Raw genomic sequence first — 14,370 nt, 5'->3', positions numbered from 1 at the left:
TCCTCCTTATTCCTCTTAAATGCGCAAAAAAAGCGGGAAGCTCGCAGCTCCCCGCTTCAGAAAATACAATGAATCCGCAAGAACGCGCAGCGTCAGGCAAGACGATTCAAAGTAATTTCGTATTCTGTCGGTCAGGCAGCATCTGAGCATAATACAGCATGTTCATACACATTCGACCCGACATTCGTGCGTTTACGATGAACATTTTGCTCGCTCCTTTCCGATCCCCTACTGGATTTGTTGGTTATAGAATAGCACAGCCAATCCCCAGTGTCAACCTCGGAATTGCAGGAATTTCATTTTCTGGAGGTTTTGCCAGTTTTGCACAAATAAAGCCAACGAAATCTATAGGATTTGACTGATATTTTCAGCAGTTTGCTGTAATTCAAGGCGGTCTTCTTAGCAGGCATATTGGGTGTTGTACTTTTTATCGGACTTTAACTGTTATATACTGTATATAACAATTCAATAGAAGGTGATCGCTATGGATAAAAAATTCTATGCACACACCCGTCCGATCAATGAAAACGGCGTTGAACGTACAGAATATCAGCTTCTCTCCGATCACGAGCGCGGTGTCGGCACGCTCTGCGGGCAGTTTGCCGAAGCATTCGGTGCACAAGCTGAAGGTCACGAGGCCGGTGTTCACCACGATGACGGCAAAGCAACTGCCGCATTTCAACATCGTCTTCTGGATAATGGTCCAAAGGTCGATCATGCAACCGCCGGTGCACGAAACATCATGTTGTCAAACAATCTGCTCTTAGCCGCTTGTGTCATGGGGCATCACAGCGGTTTGCCGGATTTAGGCAGCACAAATGACCCGGAAGGCACGCCCACCTTCACCGGCAGAATAAAAAAGTGGGGCACTCCCGCTATTCCGCCGCTCGACCCGGGTTACCCCATTCCGCCGGTACGCCTGCCGCAGCGTCCGGTCACCAAGCCGTCGCTTTCCGAGTCATTCCGCACGCGCATGCTGTACTCCTGTCTGGTGGATGCGGATTATCTGGACACCGAGCAGTTCATGCAGGGCGATATGCCGCGCGGCACCGGAGATTCACTCGAAACGCTGCTCACCCGCTTACAGGCCAGGCTAAATGAATGGGACAACCCGACTTCCGAGCTGAACAAGCTGCGTCAGCAGATCTTGCGGGCGTGCGTTTCCGCCGCAGCCAATCCCAAGGGCATTTACACGCTTACGGTTCCGACCGGCGGCGGCAAAACGACCAGTTCTCTCGCATTTGCGCTGCATCATGCCGTTGAGCACGGTATGAAACGTGTGATTTATGTTGTACCGTACACCTCCATCATCGAGCAGAATGCCGATGTTTTCCGCGGTATTTTAGGCGATGAGAACGTACTCGAGCATCACTCCGGTGTACAGTTCGAGAACGATGAGGAAAACGGCAATCCCGATCCCAAGGCACTGGCCGCCGAAAACTGGGACAGCCCGCTCGTTATCACAACCGCCGTTCAGTTTTTCGAGTCGATGTACGCTAACCGTTCCTCACAGTGCCGCAAGCTGCACAATCTGGCGAACAGCGTGATTATTTTCGATGAAGCGCAAATGCTTCCGCTGTGCCACCTGATGCCGTGCGTTGTAGCCATCGGCGCTCTGGTAGAGAAGTTCGGCGCAACTGCCGTGCTGTGTACGGCTACCCAGCCGGTACTCGGCGATTTGATTCAGCGATTCGCACCGTCGCATGCGGTTTCCGAGATTTGCCCGGAGATTCCGTTCTATTTTGACAAATTCCGCCGTGTGACATTCCGGCAGGTCGGTGTCCTCGAGGATGACGCACTCGCCGAATTACTGTGCGCACATGAGCAGGTCCTCTGCATCGTCAATTCCCGCAAAGCGGCGCAGTCCATTTTCTCGAAATTGCCGGAGGAAGGCCGTTTCCATCTGTCCACATTGATGGTTCCGGCACACCGCCGTACGGTGCTCGAGGAAATCCGACGCCGACTAAATGACAGTTTGCCCTGCCGTGTCGTATCGACTTCTCTTGTTGAAGCCGGTGTTGACATAGATTTCCCCGCCGTTTACCGCGAACTGGCAGGTCTGGATTCCATTCTGCAGGCCGCCGGACGCTGCAACCGCGAGGGCAAGCGTGCCGCAGAGAACAGCATTGTTACTATTTTCCGCCGCACGGAGAAGGCTCCGCCGCTGTTTGGACAAGCCATCGGCGCGACAAATATTGCGCTGGATAACAATGCCGATCCCGCTTCTCCGCAGACAATGGAAAACTATTTCCACGAACTGCGCAAGCTGAACGGTTCCGCGATTGATAAAATCGGCGTGATCGACGCATTTGAGCGTGGACGCGGCGGCTCTCTGTATCCGTTCCGCACAATTGCCGAGAATTTTCGCATGATCGACAACGACACACGCACAGTTTATATTCCGTGGAAGGACGGCTCTGAACTCATCGAGCGGCTTTGCGATGGTGCGTGCTCTAAAAAACTGTATCGGCAGCTTGGGCAGTACGCCGTGCAGGTGTATGATGCGCATTTTCAGGCACTGTACGACGCCGGTGCGCTTCAAACCGCCGATGAAACCAATGGTCTGGACGACCGCAGTGCTATTCTGTGCGATCTGTCACTGTATGATGAGAAAACCGGTCTGTCGCTCAAGGCAGACAGCGGTCAGGCGTTTTTCGGGTAATTTTTCGCGTAAAAAGGAAAACGGGAGAATGTGGTAACATTCTCCCGTGCTTCCTTAATTATCTCAAATTAGATTTCAATCCACGTCTAATGACGACAAATACACTATAACAGTTTCTGATTTATTTTGTCAAGTTTCTTTACCCTGCCTTATTATTTCATTTGCATAAATTTAATTATCTCATATTAGGAAATATTACTGTTGTAATCAACAGTGTAAAGCGATATAATGTAATCGTAGATAAGGGAGCTTGCTACCCTATCTATCCAACAAATCACACCGAAGCCCTGTCACATATTCCACTCTCTGTTGATACCAGGAAATATTTGGCAATGCTTCGTAAAGGAGGGAAATATACCAATGTCAATTCAAGTTGAAGTAAGCGGTCCATACGCTCTATTCAGCAGACCCGAAATGAAGACCGAACGCGTCAGCTATGACTGCATGACACCCTCGGCGGCACGCGGGTTGCTGGAAAGTATTTATTGGCACCCCGGTCTTCGCTGGATCATCGACCGCATTCATGTCTGTGCGCCGATCCACTTCACCAACATCCGCCGAAACGAGGTAAAGGACACCATTAACGCGCGTTCGGTCAAGGCGTGGATTGCAAAACCCAAGGGTGAGCTGTACCTCGCTGCGTCGGAAAGCATTCAGCAGCGTGCCGCAATGGTACTGCGTGATGTCCACTATGTCATTGAAGCGCACTTTGAAATGACCGACAAGGCTGCGCCGACTGACAATCCCGGCAAGTTTCAGGACATTATGAAACGCCGTCTGCGCCGCGGACAGTGCTACAGCATGCCCTACTTCGGCACACGGGAATTTCCGGTAAAGTTTGAGCTTTGTGAACAACTTCCGCCTTGTCCGGAGGAACTGCTCGGTGAACACGATCTCGGCTGGATGCTGCTCGACATGGATTACAGCGATCCCGCCAATATCACACCGATGTTCTTCCGCGCCAAGCTGGTAGACGGTGTCATAGAGGTCCCCCCGATTCACAGTGCGGAGGTGGTCAAATGATTTTGCAGGCGCTGACGCAATATTATGATGCCCTCAATGCCCGCGGTGAAATTGATGCGCCCGGCTGGGGCAGACCGAAAATCAGTTATGCGCTCCAGCTGCGGGAAAACGGTGAACTCGCCCAGGTTATTCCGCTGCTGCACGAAGCAGAGGCAGGCAAAAAGAAAGTGCTCCGTCCGCGTGAGGATATTCGTCTGCCGGCGGCAGTCAAGCGTTCTTCCGGTGTCACGTCCAACTTTATGTGGGATAATTCGGCATATCTGCTTGGCGTAGACGCAAAAGGCAAACCGGAGCGCAGTCTGCAATGCTTTCACGCCGCCGCCGAGCTGCACCGCAAGCTGTTAGACAATGTGGACTCTCCTGCCGCACACGCAATTCTCTCCTTCTTTGATACATGGCAGCCTGCCGAAGCTGCACAGCACCCTGCTCTTGTCGATGATTACGACAAACTCATTGCCGGTGCCAATCTGGTATTTTATGTGAATGGGCAGTATCCGGCAGATGATCCGGTCATCTGCGCTGCATGGCAGGCACATTACGACGGTGACTCCGATGCACCCAAACAGCAATGTCTTGTCACCGGCGAACTGGATGAGATTGCCGCCGTTCATCCTGCCATCAAGGGTGTGCGTGATGCGCAGTCCAGCGGCGCCGCACTTGTGTCGTTCAACGCCCCCGCCTTCTGTTCCTACGGTCACGAGCAGAACTACAACGCACCTGTTGGTAAGCACGCTGCATTTGCTTATACGACGGCTCTCAATCACCTGCTGGCTGACCGCGAGCATACGCAGTACATCGGTGACACCACCGTCGTTTGCTGGGCGGAGACTGCAGAACCGCAGTATACTGATTTTTTCAGCTGCCTTATGGGCAATAACACGCAAAGCTGGTCGGATAATGACTTATCCGCTGCGCTCAAACACCTTGCAAACAGCGAACCGTGTCAGGAATTAAATCTTGATCCTGAACGTGCGTTCTACATTCTCGGTCTGGCACCGAATGCCGCGCGTCTGAGTGTGCGATTCTTCTATAAAAACACGTTTGGTGAATTGATGAAGAACGTCAACGCGCACTATGAACGTCTGAAAATCAAGCGTCCGGCGAAGGCGCCGACCGGATTCCTGCCGCTGTGGCAGCTGCTTGCCGAAACCGTCAACCAGAGTGCCCGCGACAAAAAGCCGAGTCCGGTTATGTCCGGTGCGACTGCCCGCGCCGTCTGGAACAATGACCGCTATCCGGCTGCACTGCTGAACGGTGTTATGCTCCGTATCCGCGCAGATTCTGAGATAAACTGGCGGCGTGCCGCAATTATCAAGGCATATTACCTAAAAAACAAGGACAAGGACTGTCCCGAGGAGGTTTTAACTGTGAGCCTGAATGAATCCAGCACCAATATTCCCTATACGCTCGGACGGCTGTTCTCGATATACGAAGCCGTACAGCAGGCAGCAAATCCGGGCATCAACACCACTATCAAGGATAAATACTTCAACTCCGCTTCGTCTATCCCCGCGACTATCTTCCCTATTCTTGACAAGCTCTGTCAGAAACATCTGCGTAAGCTGCGAATCGATCAGCAAATTTATTTTAATAAGCAAATCGGCCAGATCATGGATATTCTGCACGAAGAGTATCCCGCTCGGCTGAACCTGCCGCAGCAAGGCTCATTTGACCTCGGTTACTACCATCAGACGCAGAAGCGTTACACTAAAAAGGAGGACAAGTAAATGGAACCCATCAAAAACCGCTATGAATTTGTAATCTTTTTCGACGTGGAAAACGGCAATCCGAACGGCGATCCGGATGCGGGCAACATGCCGCGTATCGACCCGGAAACCGGCTATGGTCTGGTGACCGATGTATGCCTCAAGCGCAAAATCCGCAACTATGTAGAGATGGCCAAGGAAGGCGAATCCGGCTACCGCATTTACGTCAAAGACGGTGTACCGCTCAACCGCAGCGATGCAGAAGCCTGCGCTTATGTCGGTATAGCGCCGGACAAGCTCAAGGATGCAAAGAAGAAGGACGACCAGCTAGACAGCAAGCTGCGCGACTTTATGTGCCAGAATTTCTACGATATTCGCACATTCGGTGCGGTTATGACCACCTTTGTCAAGGGTGCACTCAACTGCGGACAGGTGCGCGGTCCGGTGCAGCTTGGCTTTGCCCGCAGTGTGGATCCTATTGTTCCGCAGGAAGTCACGATCACCCGTGTTGCCATCACCACCGAGGCTGACGCGGAGAAAAAGGGCACCGAAATGGGCCGCAAGTACATCGTGCCTTACGGTCTGTACCGTGCGGAAGGCTATGTTTCCGCCAACCTCGCCCGCAAGACGACCGGATTCTCCGAGGATGACCTCGAACTGCTGTGGACGGCAATCATCAACATGTTCGAGAACGACCATTCGGCTGCTCGCGGCAAGATGGCTGTACGCCAGCTGATTGTGTTCAAGCATGATTCCGAGCTTGGCAACGCACCCTCGCACAAGCTGTTTGATCTGGTTCATGCCGAGCACAACGAAGGCGTGATTGTGCCGCGTGCGTACACAGACTACACCATCACGGTTGACGAAGCCAACCTGCCGGACGGCGTGACCTGCAAGGTGCTGGGGTAATCTACGCCGAGGAGGATTTCCTCCAGCTCTCCGGTTTGCAGCATTTCGCATTCTGCCGTCGGCAGTGGGCGCTCATCCATGTGGAGCACCAGTGGGCGGAGAATTACCGCACGGTGGACGGCTCGATTCTGCACGAAAAAGCGCACGGCGGCGGCACGGAAAGCCGCGGCGACCTGCTGATTGTTCGTGCCATGCGTATCCATTCTGCGGTACTCGGTGTGTCCGGTGAATGCGATGTGATGGAATTTCATCGCTCGGAAAACGGCGTTACCCTGCAGGGACGAGACGGACTGTGGTCACCGTTTCCAATCGAATACAAGCGCGGCAAGCCCAAGCCGCACGACGCGGACGAGCTGCAGCTGTGCGCTCAGGCGATGTGTCTCGAGGAAATGCTGTGCTGTCAGATTTCCGACGGTGCGCTGTTCTACGGTGAGCCGCGCCGACGGATGCCGGTTGCATTTACAGACGAACTGCGGCAGCGTGTACGCGACAGCCTTGCCGAAATGCACGACTATCTGCGGCGCGGCTGCACGCCTAAGGTAAAACCGCAGAAAGGCTGCTCGGTCTGCTCGCTCAAGGAATTGTGTTTGCCCGAGCTGATGAAGGCGAAACCTGTCTCCGGCTACCTGAAAGGAGCGATGGAGGAATGAAAAAGCTGCTTAACACGCTGTTTGTCACCTCAGAGGACGCATACTTAACGCTCGATGGCGAAAATGTTGTCGTCAACCGCGAGAAGCAGATAACGGCTCGTTTCCCGCTCCATGCCCTCGCCGGAATTATCAGCTTCAGCTATGCAGGCGCGTCTCCGGCACTCATGGGCGCATGTGCAAAGCGAGATGTAAGCTTGTCGTTCTGCACACCGCGCGGGCGGTTTCTGGCGCGAACCTGCGGCGTGAGCAACGGTAATGTATTGCTTCAACGCACACAATACCGTACGGCGGATGACCCACCACAAGCCTGCCGTATTGCCCGCATGATGGTGTTCGGCAAGATTTACAACGCGCGGTGGAGCATCGAGCGCACCTGCCGCGACCACGCCATGCGCGTGGACACGGAAACGCTCAAAGCCGCCTCCGCCAAGCTGAAAGCGCTGCTGCCGCAGGTGCAGGCAGAGACTGATTCAGGCTCTCTGCGCGGACTGGAGGGCGCAGGTGCGGCCATCTATTTCGATGTATTCGACCGATTGATTCTCAACCACAAAGACGTGTTTTCGTTCACCGGACGCTCGCGCCGTCCACCGCTCGACCCATGCAACGCACTGCTGTCGTTCGCCTATTCCCTGCTGGCGAACGACTGCGCCGCTGCGCTGGAAGCCGTCGGACTGGACAGCTATGTCGGTTTTCTGCACACCGACCGTCCGGGCCGGCAGTCTCTTGCCGCCGATTTGATGGAAGAACTTCGGCCGTGCTTTGCAGACCGTTTTGTGCTTTCGGCTGTCAATCTCGGCAGGTTTTCCGCGAAGGATTTTGAGGTGCAGGAGAACGGTGCGGTTTATCTCTCAGAGAACGCCCGCAAAACCTTTTTACAGGGCTGGCAGGAGAAAAAGCGCGAGGAAATTCGTCACCCATACCTTGAGGAAAAGCTGTCTTGGGGTATGGTGCCCTACGCGCAGGCACTGCTGCTGACGCGCTATTTGCGCGGCGATCTGGACGATTATCCGCCGTTTTTGTGGAAATGAGGTGCCGAATATGCTGGTTGTGATTACTTATGACGTCAACACCGAAACAGCCGCCGGGCGCAAACGCCTGCGGCAGATTGCCAGGCAGTGCGTCAATTATGGACAGCGTGTGCAGAATTCCGTGTTTGAATGCCTGATTGACGCGGCTCAGTGCCGTATGCTGCAGCAGAAGCTGTGCTCCATTATGGATGATGAACTGGACAGTCTGCGATTTTACTATCTCGGCAGCAAGTATGAGAATAAGATTGAGCATTTCGGCACGAAACGCGGCTATGAGCCGGAGGGCGTGCTCATGGTGTAAGGCGGTGCGAAGTGTAAGCGAACCGAAAAGCGTCGGCGCTTCGCACCGGAATTTCCGATAGGATATATCCAATACTTTTATCGGATGTCAAATTTGCAGTTGTGTTTTGCACAAATCTGTGTAAAACTGTTATTGTAATTGTTTATTTTGCGAAGATCATTGGGAATAGTCTTGGTGATTTTTGCTGTCGCTCCCTTCGCGGGAGCGTGGATTGAAATAAAAGTCGCGCCCTCCAGTGGCATCTTGGTGTCCTTGTCGCTCCCTTCGCGGGAGCGTGGATTGAAATTTGACGTTGACATCGCAATTCGGGGTTACGGTTGCGTCGCTCCCTTCGCGGGAGCGTGGATTGAAATGCAACAGGTGCAGGGGTCAGACCGGTGACACAGGTCGCTCCCTTCGCGGGAGCGTGGATTGAAATCAGTCACGGCTATTGAAAATGCACTGTGCCTCGTCGTCGCTCCCTTCGCGGGAGCGCGGATTGAAATTTCGGTGTTGGGGTCAATGATGTGCGGTATGCTGTCGCTCCCTTCGCGGAACGATGGCGATAGCCGCACCACCATCCTCCCGCCCAACCTCGCCCCAGTCCCCCACCCTTACAATCTTTCACACACCCCGACCAAAACATTTGCACATGTCATGACACATGTGCTATAATAACTCCAATACCGCTATTGACAGCGCCGCACAGATTGCTGCGGCGTTTTGCCGGGAAGGAGAAAAATCAAATGAAAGCATACTTTGACAGCATCGAAAAGGAGGTTCCGGAGCAATTACAGCAGGTTTTCCTTAATCGCCGCGATACGGCTGTCATTACGATTGACATGCACGATAGACACCTGTCAACCGACCCGGACTGTCCATGTCCGTCTCCGCGAGGACGCGAGATCATCGAACCGCTCAATCATTTCATGAACGAAGCACGCGCGCTCGGTCTGCCGATCATCCATGTCCGCTCAACGCTGCGTAAGGGCGGCGCAGACGAAAAACTGTTTCCGTCTGCGTGGCGCATGGTGTTTCCGGTTACGGTCGGTGAGATTCCCAACATCGCAGAGCACGCCATCGAAGGCACACGCTGGAACAGAATGTCCATCGATGTACACGACGAGGACTACATGGTGACGACCAAAAAGCGCCTGAGCGCGTTCTATCCGACCGATCTGGAACTGCTGCTGCGCAACCTCGGCATCCGCCGCGTGGTGCTCACCGGCTGCATGACCGACTGCTGCGTTATCAACACCGCCTTCGATGCCGCAAACCGCGATTTCCGCGTCGTCGTGCCGCGCGACCTGACCCGCGGCTCCGAGCACCTCGAAGAGCCTGCGCTGCGCATGATCTCGCTGCATCTGGGACTTGTCGTGGATTCGGATGCGCTACTCGACGAGTGGCGCTCTCAGGACTAAATGCATACCTGAAATGACATATAAACAAGAAAACAAGGTGACACAAAATGAAAATCGGCAGAACAGAGAAAATCTGGCTGGCGTCTGTGCTGTTCTTCTGGGTATTCTATAATTTCCCGGGATTCCCACCCTACGGCAGCGAGACCGCCTGCATCATACACGGTCTGATCAGCTTTGTCGGCACGGTGCTGTCCGTGTATATCGGCTGCAAGCTGACCGAAAAGGAGTATCCTCTGATTGAGGACGAGGAACAGGGCGAAACAGCAGAGAATATGACGCCTGCCGCTTCCGAAACGCAAAAAGAATCGGACAAATAAAGGATAACAGAGAAAATGACAACACAGGGTTTACTTTCAGGCAAAACGGTATGGATCGTTTTTGCGGCATATTTTCTATTTTTAATCGCCATCGCGCGCTACACCACATGGAAGGAAAAACGTGACGCAGGCAAGGTCGATCTGCAGGGCGGCCGGTTCAAGTGGCCAGTCATGGTCATGACCTATATTGCCTCCTGCATGAGCGTCTGGGTATTTTTCGCAGGCCCGGGCGCATATTACCGCTACGGACTGGGCTACTTCTTCTCGGAGATGTGCATCTACTCCATGTTCCCGATCATCTGCTACTTTACAATGACCAAGGTATGGCTGGTCAACCAGCAGAAGCACTTCACCACTCCGGCAGATTTCTTCTTCTGCCGCTACAAGTCCAAGGCGCTGACCGTTATCATCGACATGGTTTACATCATCTGCGCCGTGCCGTTTATCTCGGCGGTACTGGTAGCCGGCGGACGCGCGGCTGAGGTGGCCACCGGCGGCGCGGTATCCTCGCAGACGTTTACGCTCATTTGCGGCATTATCATGACGGTATTCGTCATGCTCGGCGGTGTAAAATCCACCGCACTGGCGGATGCTGTACAGGGTTGGTTCTTCATTCTGGCGTTGTGGGCAATTATTTTCGTAACGCTCAAGATCGTATTCAACGGCTCGATCATCGAGGCGTTCCAGACCGTCCGTGTTCAGACGCCGGACTGGTTCTCCTACCCTGGTCCGATCGGTATCTGCACCTATCCGTCGCGCGTCAGCTATCCGCTTGCGTGCGCGTTCGGCTACACGCTGCTGCTGCCGCAGGTCTTTGTGCGCTCGGGCTATTACAGCGCGGGTCTGAAGGACCAGCGTCAGATGGCTTTCCTTGCACCGTTCCTGCAGATCATTGTCTGGGGCGGCACAATGCTCATCGGTCTGGTAGCACTGGCTGCCATGCCGAATCTGACCAGCTCGGAGACCGAACTGGTTATCCCGTATATGTGCAACATCATCGCGGGCACGCACGGTCTGCTCGCGCAGATTTTGATGATCGTGTTCCTCATCGGCGTACTGGCGGTCGGTCTGTCCACCGCAAATGCGCTGCTGATGGTCATGTCCTCTATCATCTACAAGGATCTGCTCGTCGGCATCGGCCACTGCAGGTTCAAGGCCTCCGAGACCTCGGTTATCCGCGTGGTGATTCTGCTGTTCGGTACCGTAACAGTCGCCGTATCGCTCATGCACTGGGAATACGTCTACAATCTGATGATTTTCGCAGACTCCCTGGTCGAATCGCTGTTCCCGGCACTGGTATTCGGCATTTATTGCAAGTGGGCAACCCGAAAAGCCGCTATCACCTCGATTTCGGTCGGTGCGATCATCATCTGCCTGACCTTCTTCGTCTGGGATCTCGGCTATGTGTGGTACGGCACGATTGGTCTGGCGACCGCGTTCGTGCTGATGTATGTGGTCTCCAAGCTGACAAAGGATGACCCGAAGGACAGCGAGGACTTTTACGAGGCGCTTGACTCCGGTCACAGACGCTTCATGCGCATCAAAGCAAAAATCAAGTAACGGCAGGAGGGCGAAATCCCATGATACGATTTACGCTCAATGGCACACAAATTGAAGTACAGGACGGTGAAAACCGCACCCTGCTCGAATATCTCCGCAATGTAAAGTGCATGAAGGGCACAAAAGAAGCCTGCAGCACCGGTCACTGCGGCGCGTGCAGCGTACTGGTGGACGGCAGGCTGACACGCTCGTGCGTGACGCTCATGCACCGATTGGACGGCAAAGCCGTCGAGACCATCGAAAACGCACCGAACGACACCATGCTGCAGGTAATTCAGCACTCGTTTCTTGATGTCGGCGCCGTGCAGTGCGGCTTCTGCACACCGGGAATGGTAATGGCGACAAAGGCGCTGCTGCTGCACCATCCGGCTCCGACCGAGCCGGAAATCTGCGACGGACTGAAAAACAACTACTGCCGCTGCACCGGCTATGTCAAGATTATCGAGGCGGTCAAGCTGGCAGCGGCGCGGCTGCGCGGGGAAGAGCCGGATATTGACAGCTTCCGTAGCTATGAAAGCACGGTTATTGTGGTTGGTGAAAATCAGGTCGTGCCCGAAATCACCGGTTCCGCGGTCGGTAAGTCGGTCTGGGATGTGGACGGCATGGACAAGACCGGCGGCAAACTGAAATTCTGCGACGACCTCACCGCGGAGGACATCGGCGCGGATACCCTGCTGCACGGTGCATTTGTCTGGGCGCCGGCGCCGCACGCAAAGATCAACGCGGTGGACTACTCCGCCGCCGAACAGGCGGAAGGCGTGGTGCGCATCGTGACGGCGGCTGACGTGCCCGGCATGAATAAGGTCGGCACATGGACGCCGGAGCAGCCGGTCTTTTGCACGGATGAGGTGCGGTTTCTCGGTGACCATCTCGCGCTGGTTGTCGCGGATACGGCGGCGCACGCGAGAGCGGCCGCCAAGCTGGTTAAAATCGACTATGAGGAGCTGCCCGGTATCTACACCATGGCGGACGGCTACCGCAAAAACAGCTTCATCGTGCACACCGGCCGCGTCAGCGGCGATGTGGAGCAGGCAAAGCAGCGGACGGACATCGTCAAGCTCAACGTCTCCAAGGATATTGAGCCGCAGGAGCACGCCTGCATGGAGCCTGTTTCGGCCATCGGCATGGTGCAGGACGGCAAAACGATCCTCTATGCCTGCACACAGGCGCCGTTTGAAATCCGCAGTATGCTGGCAAAGATTCTGGACAAGCCGGAGGAGGATATCCGCGTTATCGTCACGCCGCTCGGCGGCGGCTTCGGTAAAAAATGCGACTCATTTCTCGAAGCACCGGCGGTTGTTGCCGCTCATGCCTGCGGCAAGCCGGTCAAGATTACGCTGACGCGCAAGGAGGATTTGATCCTCACCACCAAACGCCACGGCTACCATACGGATTACGAGATCGGCTTTACGCCGGACGGCAAGTTCCAGTATCTGGACTGCCGGATGTTCTCAGACGGCGGACCGTACGAGTGCGAAAGCTACGGCACGCTGATGACCGGCGCGCTGATGAGCGGCGGCCCGTACATCATTCCCAATGTCAAGGTGGAAGGCTCGGCGATCCGCAACAATAATCTGCAGGGCGGCGCGTTTCGCGGCTACGGCATCAATCAGGCGGCGATTTCGATTGAGACCGCGATGGATATGATGGCGGAAAAGCTGGGTATCGACCCGTTTGAACTGCGCCGGCGCAATGCCGTCTATCCGGGTGCGACCTCGGTCGGCGGTGAGGTGCTCAAATACAGCATGGGTATGATGGATACCATCAATCAATGCGAAAAAAGCCTGAAAAAAGCGCTCAAAGAGTACGAAGGCCAGTATCCCAAGGGCAGCAAGGTGCTTGGATGGGGCATGGCCTCGGGATTTAAGAATGTCGGCATCGGCAAGGGTATTTTCACCGATGACGGCGCGTGCAAGCTGATTCTGCAGGGCGACGGCCGCCTGCATATGATCGTTTCCGGCACGGATATGGGACAGGGCTTCCGTACAGCCATGACGCAGATCGCGGCGGAAACGCTCGGCATGGATATCGCGGATATTTACATCACCAACGGCGACACCGAGCTGACCATCCCGACCGGCGAGTCGGTTTCCGAGCGTCAGACGCTGTGCGGCGGCCGTGCGGTATATGAGGCGTGCGTCAAGCTCAAGCAGGATTTAGACAGCCGTCCGTGGCGGCCGGGCGAGGAACGCCGCGCGGAATACTATTATGCATCCGACCCGTGCTTCGCCATCGGCGATTTTGAGGGCGCGAAAAAGCGCGGTGCAAAATACCGCAACTTTCCGGCATATGCGTATGCCACGCAGGCCGCTATCGTCGAGGTGGACAAGGAGACCGGCAAGGTTCGTCTGCTCAAAATCATCGCGGCACACGATGTCGGCCGCGCCATCAATCCGCATATCATCGAGGGACAGATGCACGGCTCCTGCTCGATGGGACAGGGCTACGCACTGACCGAGGGTTATCCGACAAGGAACGGCTATCCGGTCAAGACGCTGTACCGCCAGCTGGGTCTGCCGCGTGCCGAGGATACGCCGGATTACGAGATTATTTTAATCGAGGACCCGGAACCGCAGGGTCCGTTCGGTGCCAAGGGCATTTCCGAGGTTGCGACCGTGCCCGTCACACCGGCGATTATCAATGCCGTGTCGCGTGCCATCGGCGTGCGCATCAATAAGGTTCCTGCGTCGCCCGAGGTCGTGCTCGAGGCCATCCGCACCGGCAAGTGCGAGGTGCCGACCATGGAGCAGCAGCTTCAGGCGCTCAAGAAGGATTGCGAATGTCACCGTCCATCGGACGGTGTTCAGTAAAATT

At 55.0% G+C, this 14,370-nt stretch carries 11 protein-coding genes and 1 CRISPR repeat array; all 11 genes read left to right on the top strand.

All coding sequences use genetic code 11. The features are described from left to right. Positions 1-484 precede the first annotated feature (484 nt). Positions 485-2,662 carry a CRISPR-associated helicase Cas3' gene (gene cas3, locus DW806_RS12445; protein WP_118730150.1) on the top strand — a complete coding sequence of 726 codons (2,178 nt, stop codon included), beginning with the start codon at positions 485-487 and terminating at the stop codon, positions 2,660-2,662. 360 nt (positions 2,663-3,022) lie between these two features. Further along, complete coding sequence (gene cas5c, locus DW806_RS12440) at positions 3,023-3,685, top strand: type I-C CRISPR-associated protein Cas5c (RefSeq protein WP_118730149.1); 663 nt, start codon at positions 3,023-3,025, stop codon at positions 3,683-3,685. Then, positions 3,682-5,412, top strand: coding sequence for a type I-C CRISPR-associated protein Cas8c/Csd1 (gene cas8c / locus DW806_RS12435; RefSeq protein ID WP_118730148.1), 1,731 nt, complete (start codon positions 3,682-3,684; stop codon positions 5,410-5,412). Before cas5c ends, cas8c begins: the two co-directional genes overlap by 4 nt. After that, complete coding sequence (gene cas7c, locus DW806_RS12430; RefSeq protein ID WP_118730147.1) at positions 5,413-6,300, top strand: type I-C CRISPR-associated protein Cas7/Csd2; 888 nt, start codon at positions 5,413-5,415, stop codon at positions 6,298-6,300. A gap of 35 nt (positions 6,301-6,335) precedes the next feature. Then, entirely contained in the window at positions 6,336-6,950 is a 615-nt protein-coding gene (gene cas4, locus DW806_RS12425; protein ID WP_243022744.1) for a CRISPR-associated protein Cas4, read from the top strand. Then, on the top strand, positions 6,947-7,978 hold the full coding sequence (gene cas1c, locus DW806_RS12420) for a type I-C CRISPR-associated endonuclease Cas1c (protein WP_118730145.1): 1,032 nt from the start codon (positions 6,947-6,949) through the stop codon (positions 7,976-7,978). The genes cas4 and cas1c overlap by 4 nt, the downstream gene beginning before the upstream one ends. A 10-nt stretch (positions 7,979-7,988) precedes the next feature. Then, positions 7,989-8,279 (top strand): CRISPR-associated endonuclease Cas2, encoded by a 291-nt coding sequence (gene cas2 / locus DW806_RS12415; protein WP_118730144.1) that lies wholly within the window; start codon positions 7,989-7,991, stop codon positions 8,277-8,279. A 186-nt stretch (positions 8,280-8,465) separates the two neighbouring features. Further along, a CRISPR array of direct repeats spans positions 8,466-8,764; the repeat unit is 32 nt; unit sequence GTCGCTCCCTTCGCGGGAGCGTGGATTGAAAT. A 240-nt stretch (positions 8,765-9,004) separates the two neighbouring features. After that, the gene (locus DW806_RS12410) at positions 9,005-9,679 is read left to right on the top strand and encodes a cysteine hydrolase family protein (protein ID WP_118730143.1); all 675 of its coding nucleotides are present in this window, start codon (positions 9,005-9,007) and stop codon (positions 9,677-9,679) included. A gap of 47 nt (positions 9,680-9,726) precedes the next feature. Continuing rightward, complete coding sequence (locus tag DW806_RS12405; protein WP_118480569.1) at positions 9,727-9,996, top strand: hypothetical protein; 270 nt, start codon at positions 9,727-9,729, stop codon at positions 9,994-9,996. 15 nt (positions 9,997-10,011) lie between these two features. Continuing rightward, positions 10,012-11,556 (top strand): sodium:solute symporter family protein, encoded by a 1,545-nt coding sequence (locus DW806_RS12400; protein WP_118730142.1) that lies wholly within the window; start codon positions 10,012-10,014, stop codon positions 11,554-11,556. 20 nt (positions 11,557-11,576) lie between these two features. Beyond that, positions 11,577-14,366, top strand: a complete 2,790-nt coding sequence (locus DW806_RS12395) for a molybdopterin-dependent oxidoreductase (RefSeq protein ID WP_118730141.1) — start codon at positions 11,577-11,579, stop codon at positions 14,364-14,366. Positions 14,367-14,370 lie beyond the last annotated feature (4 nt).

Source organism: Butyricicoccus sp. AM32-19 (assembly GCF_003480365.1).
Classification (GTDB): domain Bacteria; phylum Bacillota; class Clostridia; order Oscillospirales; family Butyricicoccaceae; genus Agathobaculum; species Agathobaculum butyriciproducens.
The sequence above is the reverse complement of the archived record's forward strand: the minus strand, read 5'-3'. Positions and strand labels throughout refer to the sequence as shown.

What these genes read in the sequence shown, in the direction of transcription:
- cas3 (WP_118730150.1), top strand. Translation starts at nt 485, where the DNA reads ATGGATAAAAAATTCTATGCACACACCCGTCCGATCAATGAAAACGGC.
- cas5c (WP_118730149.1), top strand. Translation starts at nt 3,023, where the DNA reads ATGTCAATTCAAGTTGAAGTAAGCGGTCCATACGCTCTATTCAGCAGA.
- cas8c (WP_118730148.1), top strand. Translation starts at nt 3,682, where the DNA reads ATGATTTTGCAGGCGCTGACGCAATATTATGATGCCCTCAATGCCCGC.
- cas7c (WP_118730147.1), top strand. Translation starts at nt 5,413, where the DNA reads ATGGAACCCATCAAAAACCGCTATGAATTTGTAATCTTTTTCGACGTG.
- cas1c (WP_118730145.1), top strand. Translation starts at nt 6,947, where the DNA reads ATGAAAAAGCTGCTTAACACGCTGTTTGTCACCTCAGAGGACGCATAC.
- cas2 (WP_118730144.1), top strand. Translation starts at nt 7,989, where the DNA reads ATGCTGGTTGTGATTACTTATGACGTCAACACCGAAACAGCCGCCGGG.
- DW806_RS12410 (WP_118730143.1), top strand. Translation starts at nt 9,005, where the DNA reads ATGAAAGCATACTTTGACAGCATCGAAAAGGAGGTTCCGGAGCAATTA.
- DW806_RS12405 (WP_118480569.1), top strand. Translation starts at nt 9,727, where the DNA reads ATGAAAATCGGCAGAACAGAGAAAATCTGGCTGGCGTCTGTGCTGTTC.
- DW806_RS12400 (WP_118730142.1), top strand. Translation starts at nt 10,012, where the DNA reads ATGACAACACAGGGTTTACTTTCAGGCAAAACGGTATGGATCGTTTTT.
- DW806_RS12395 (WP_118730141.1), top strand. Translation starts at nt 11,577, where the DNA reads ATGATACGATTTACGCTCAATGGCACACAAATTGAAGTACAGGACGGT.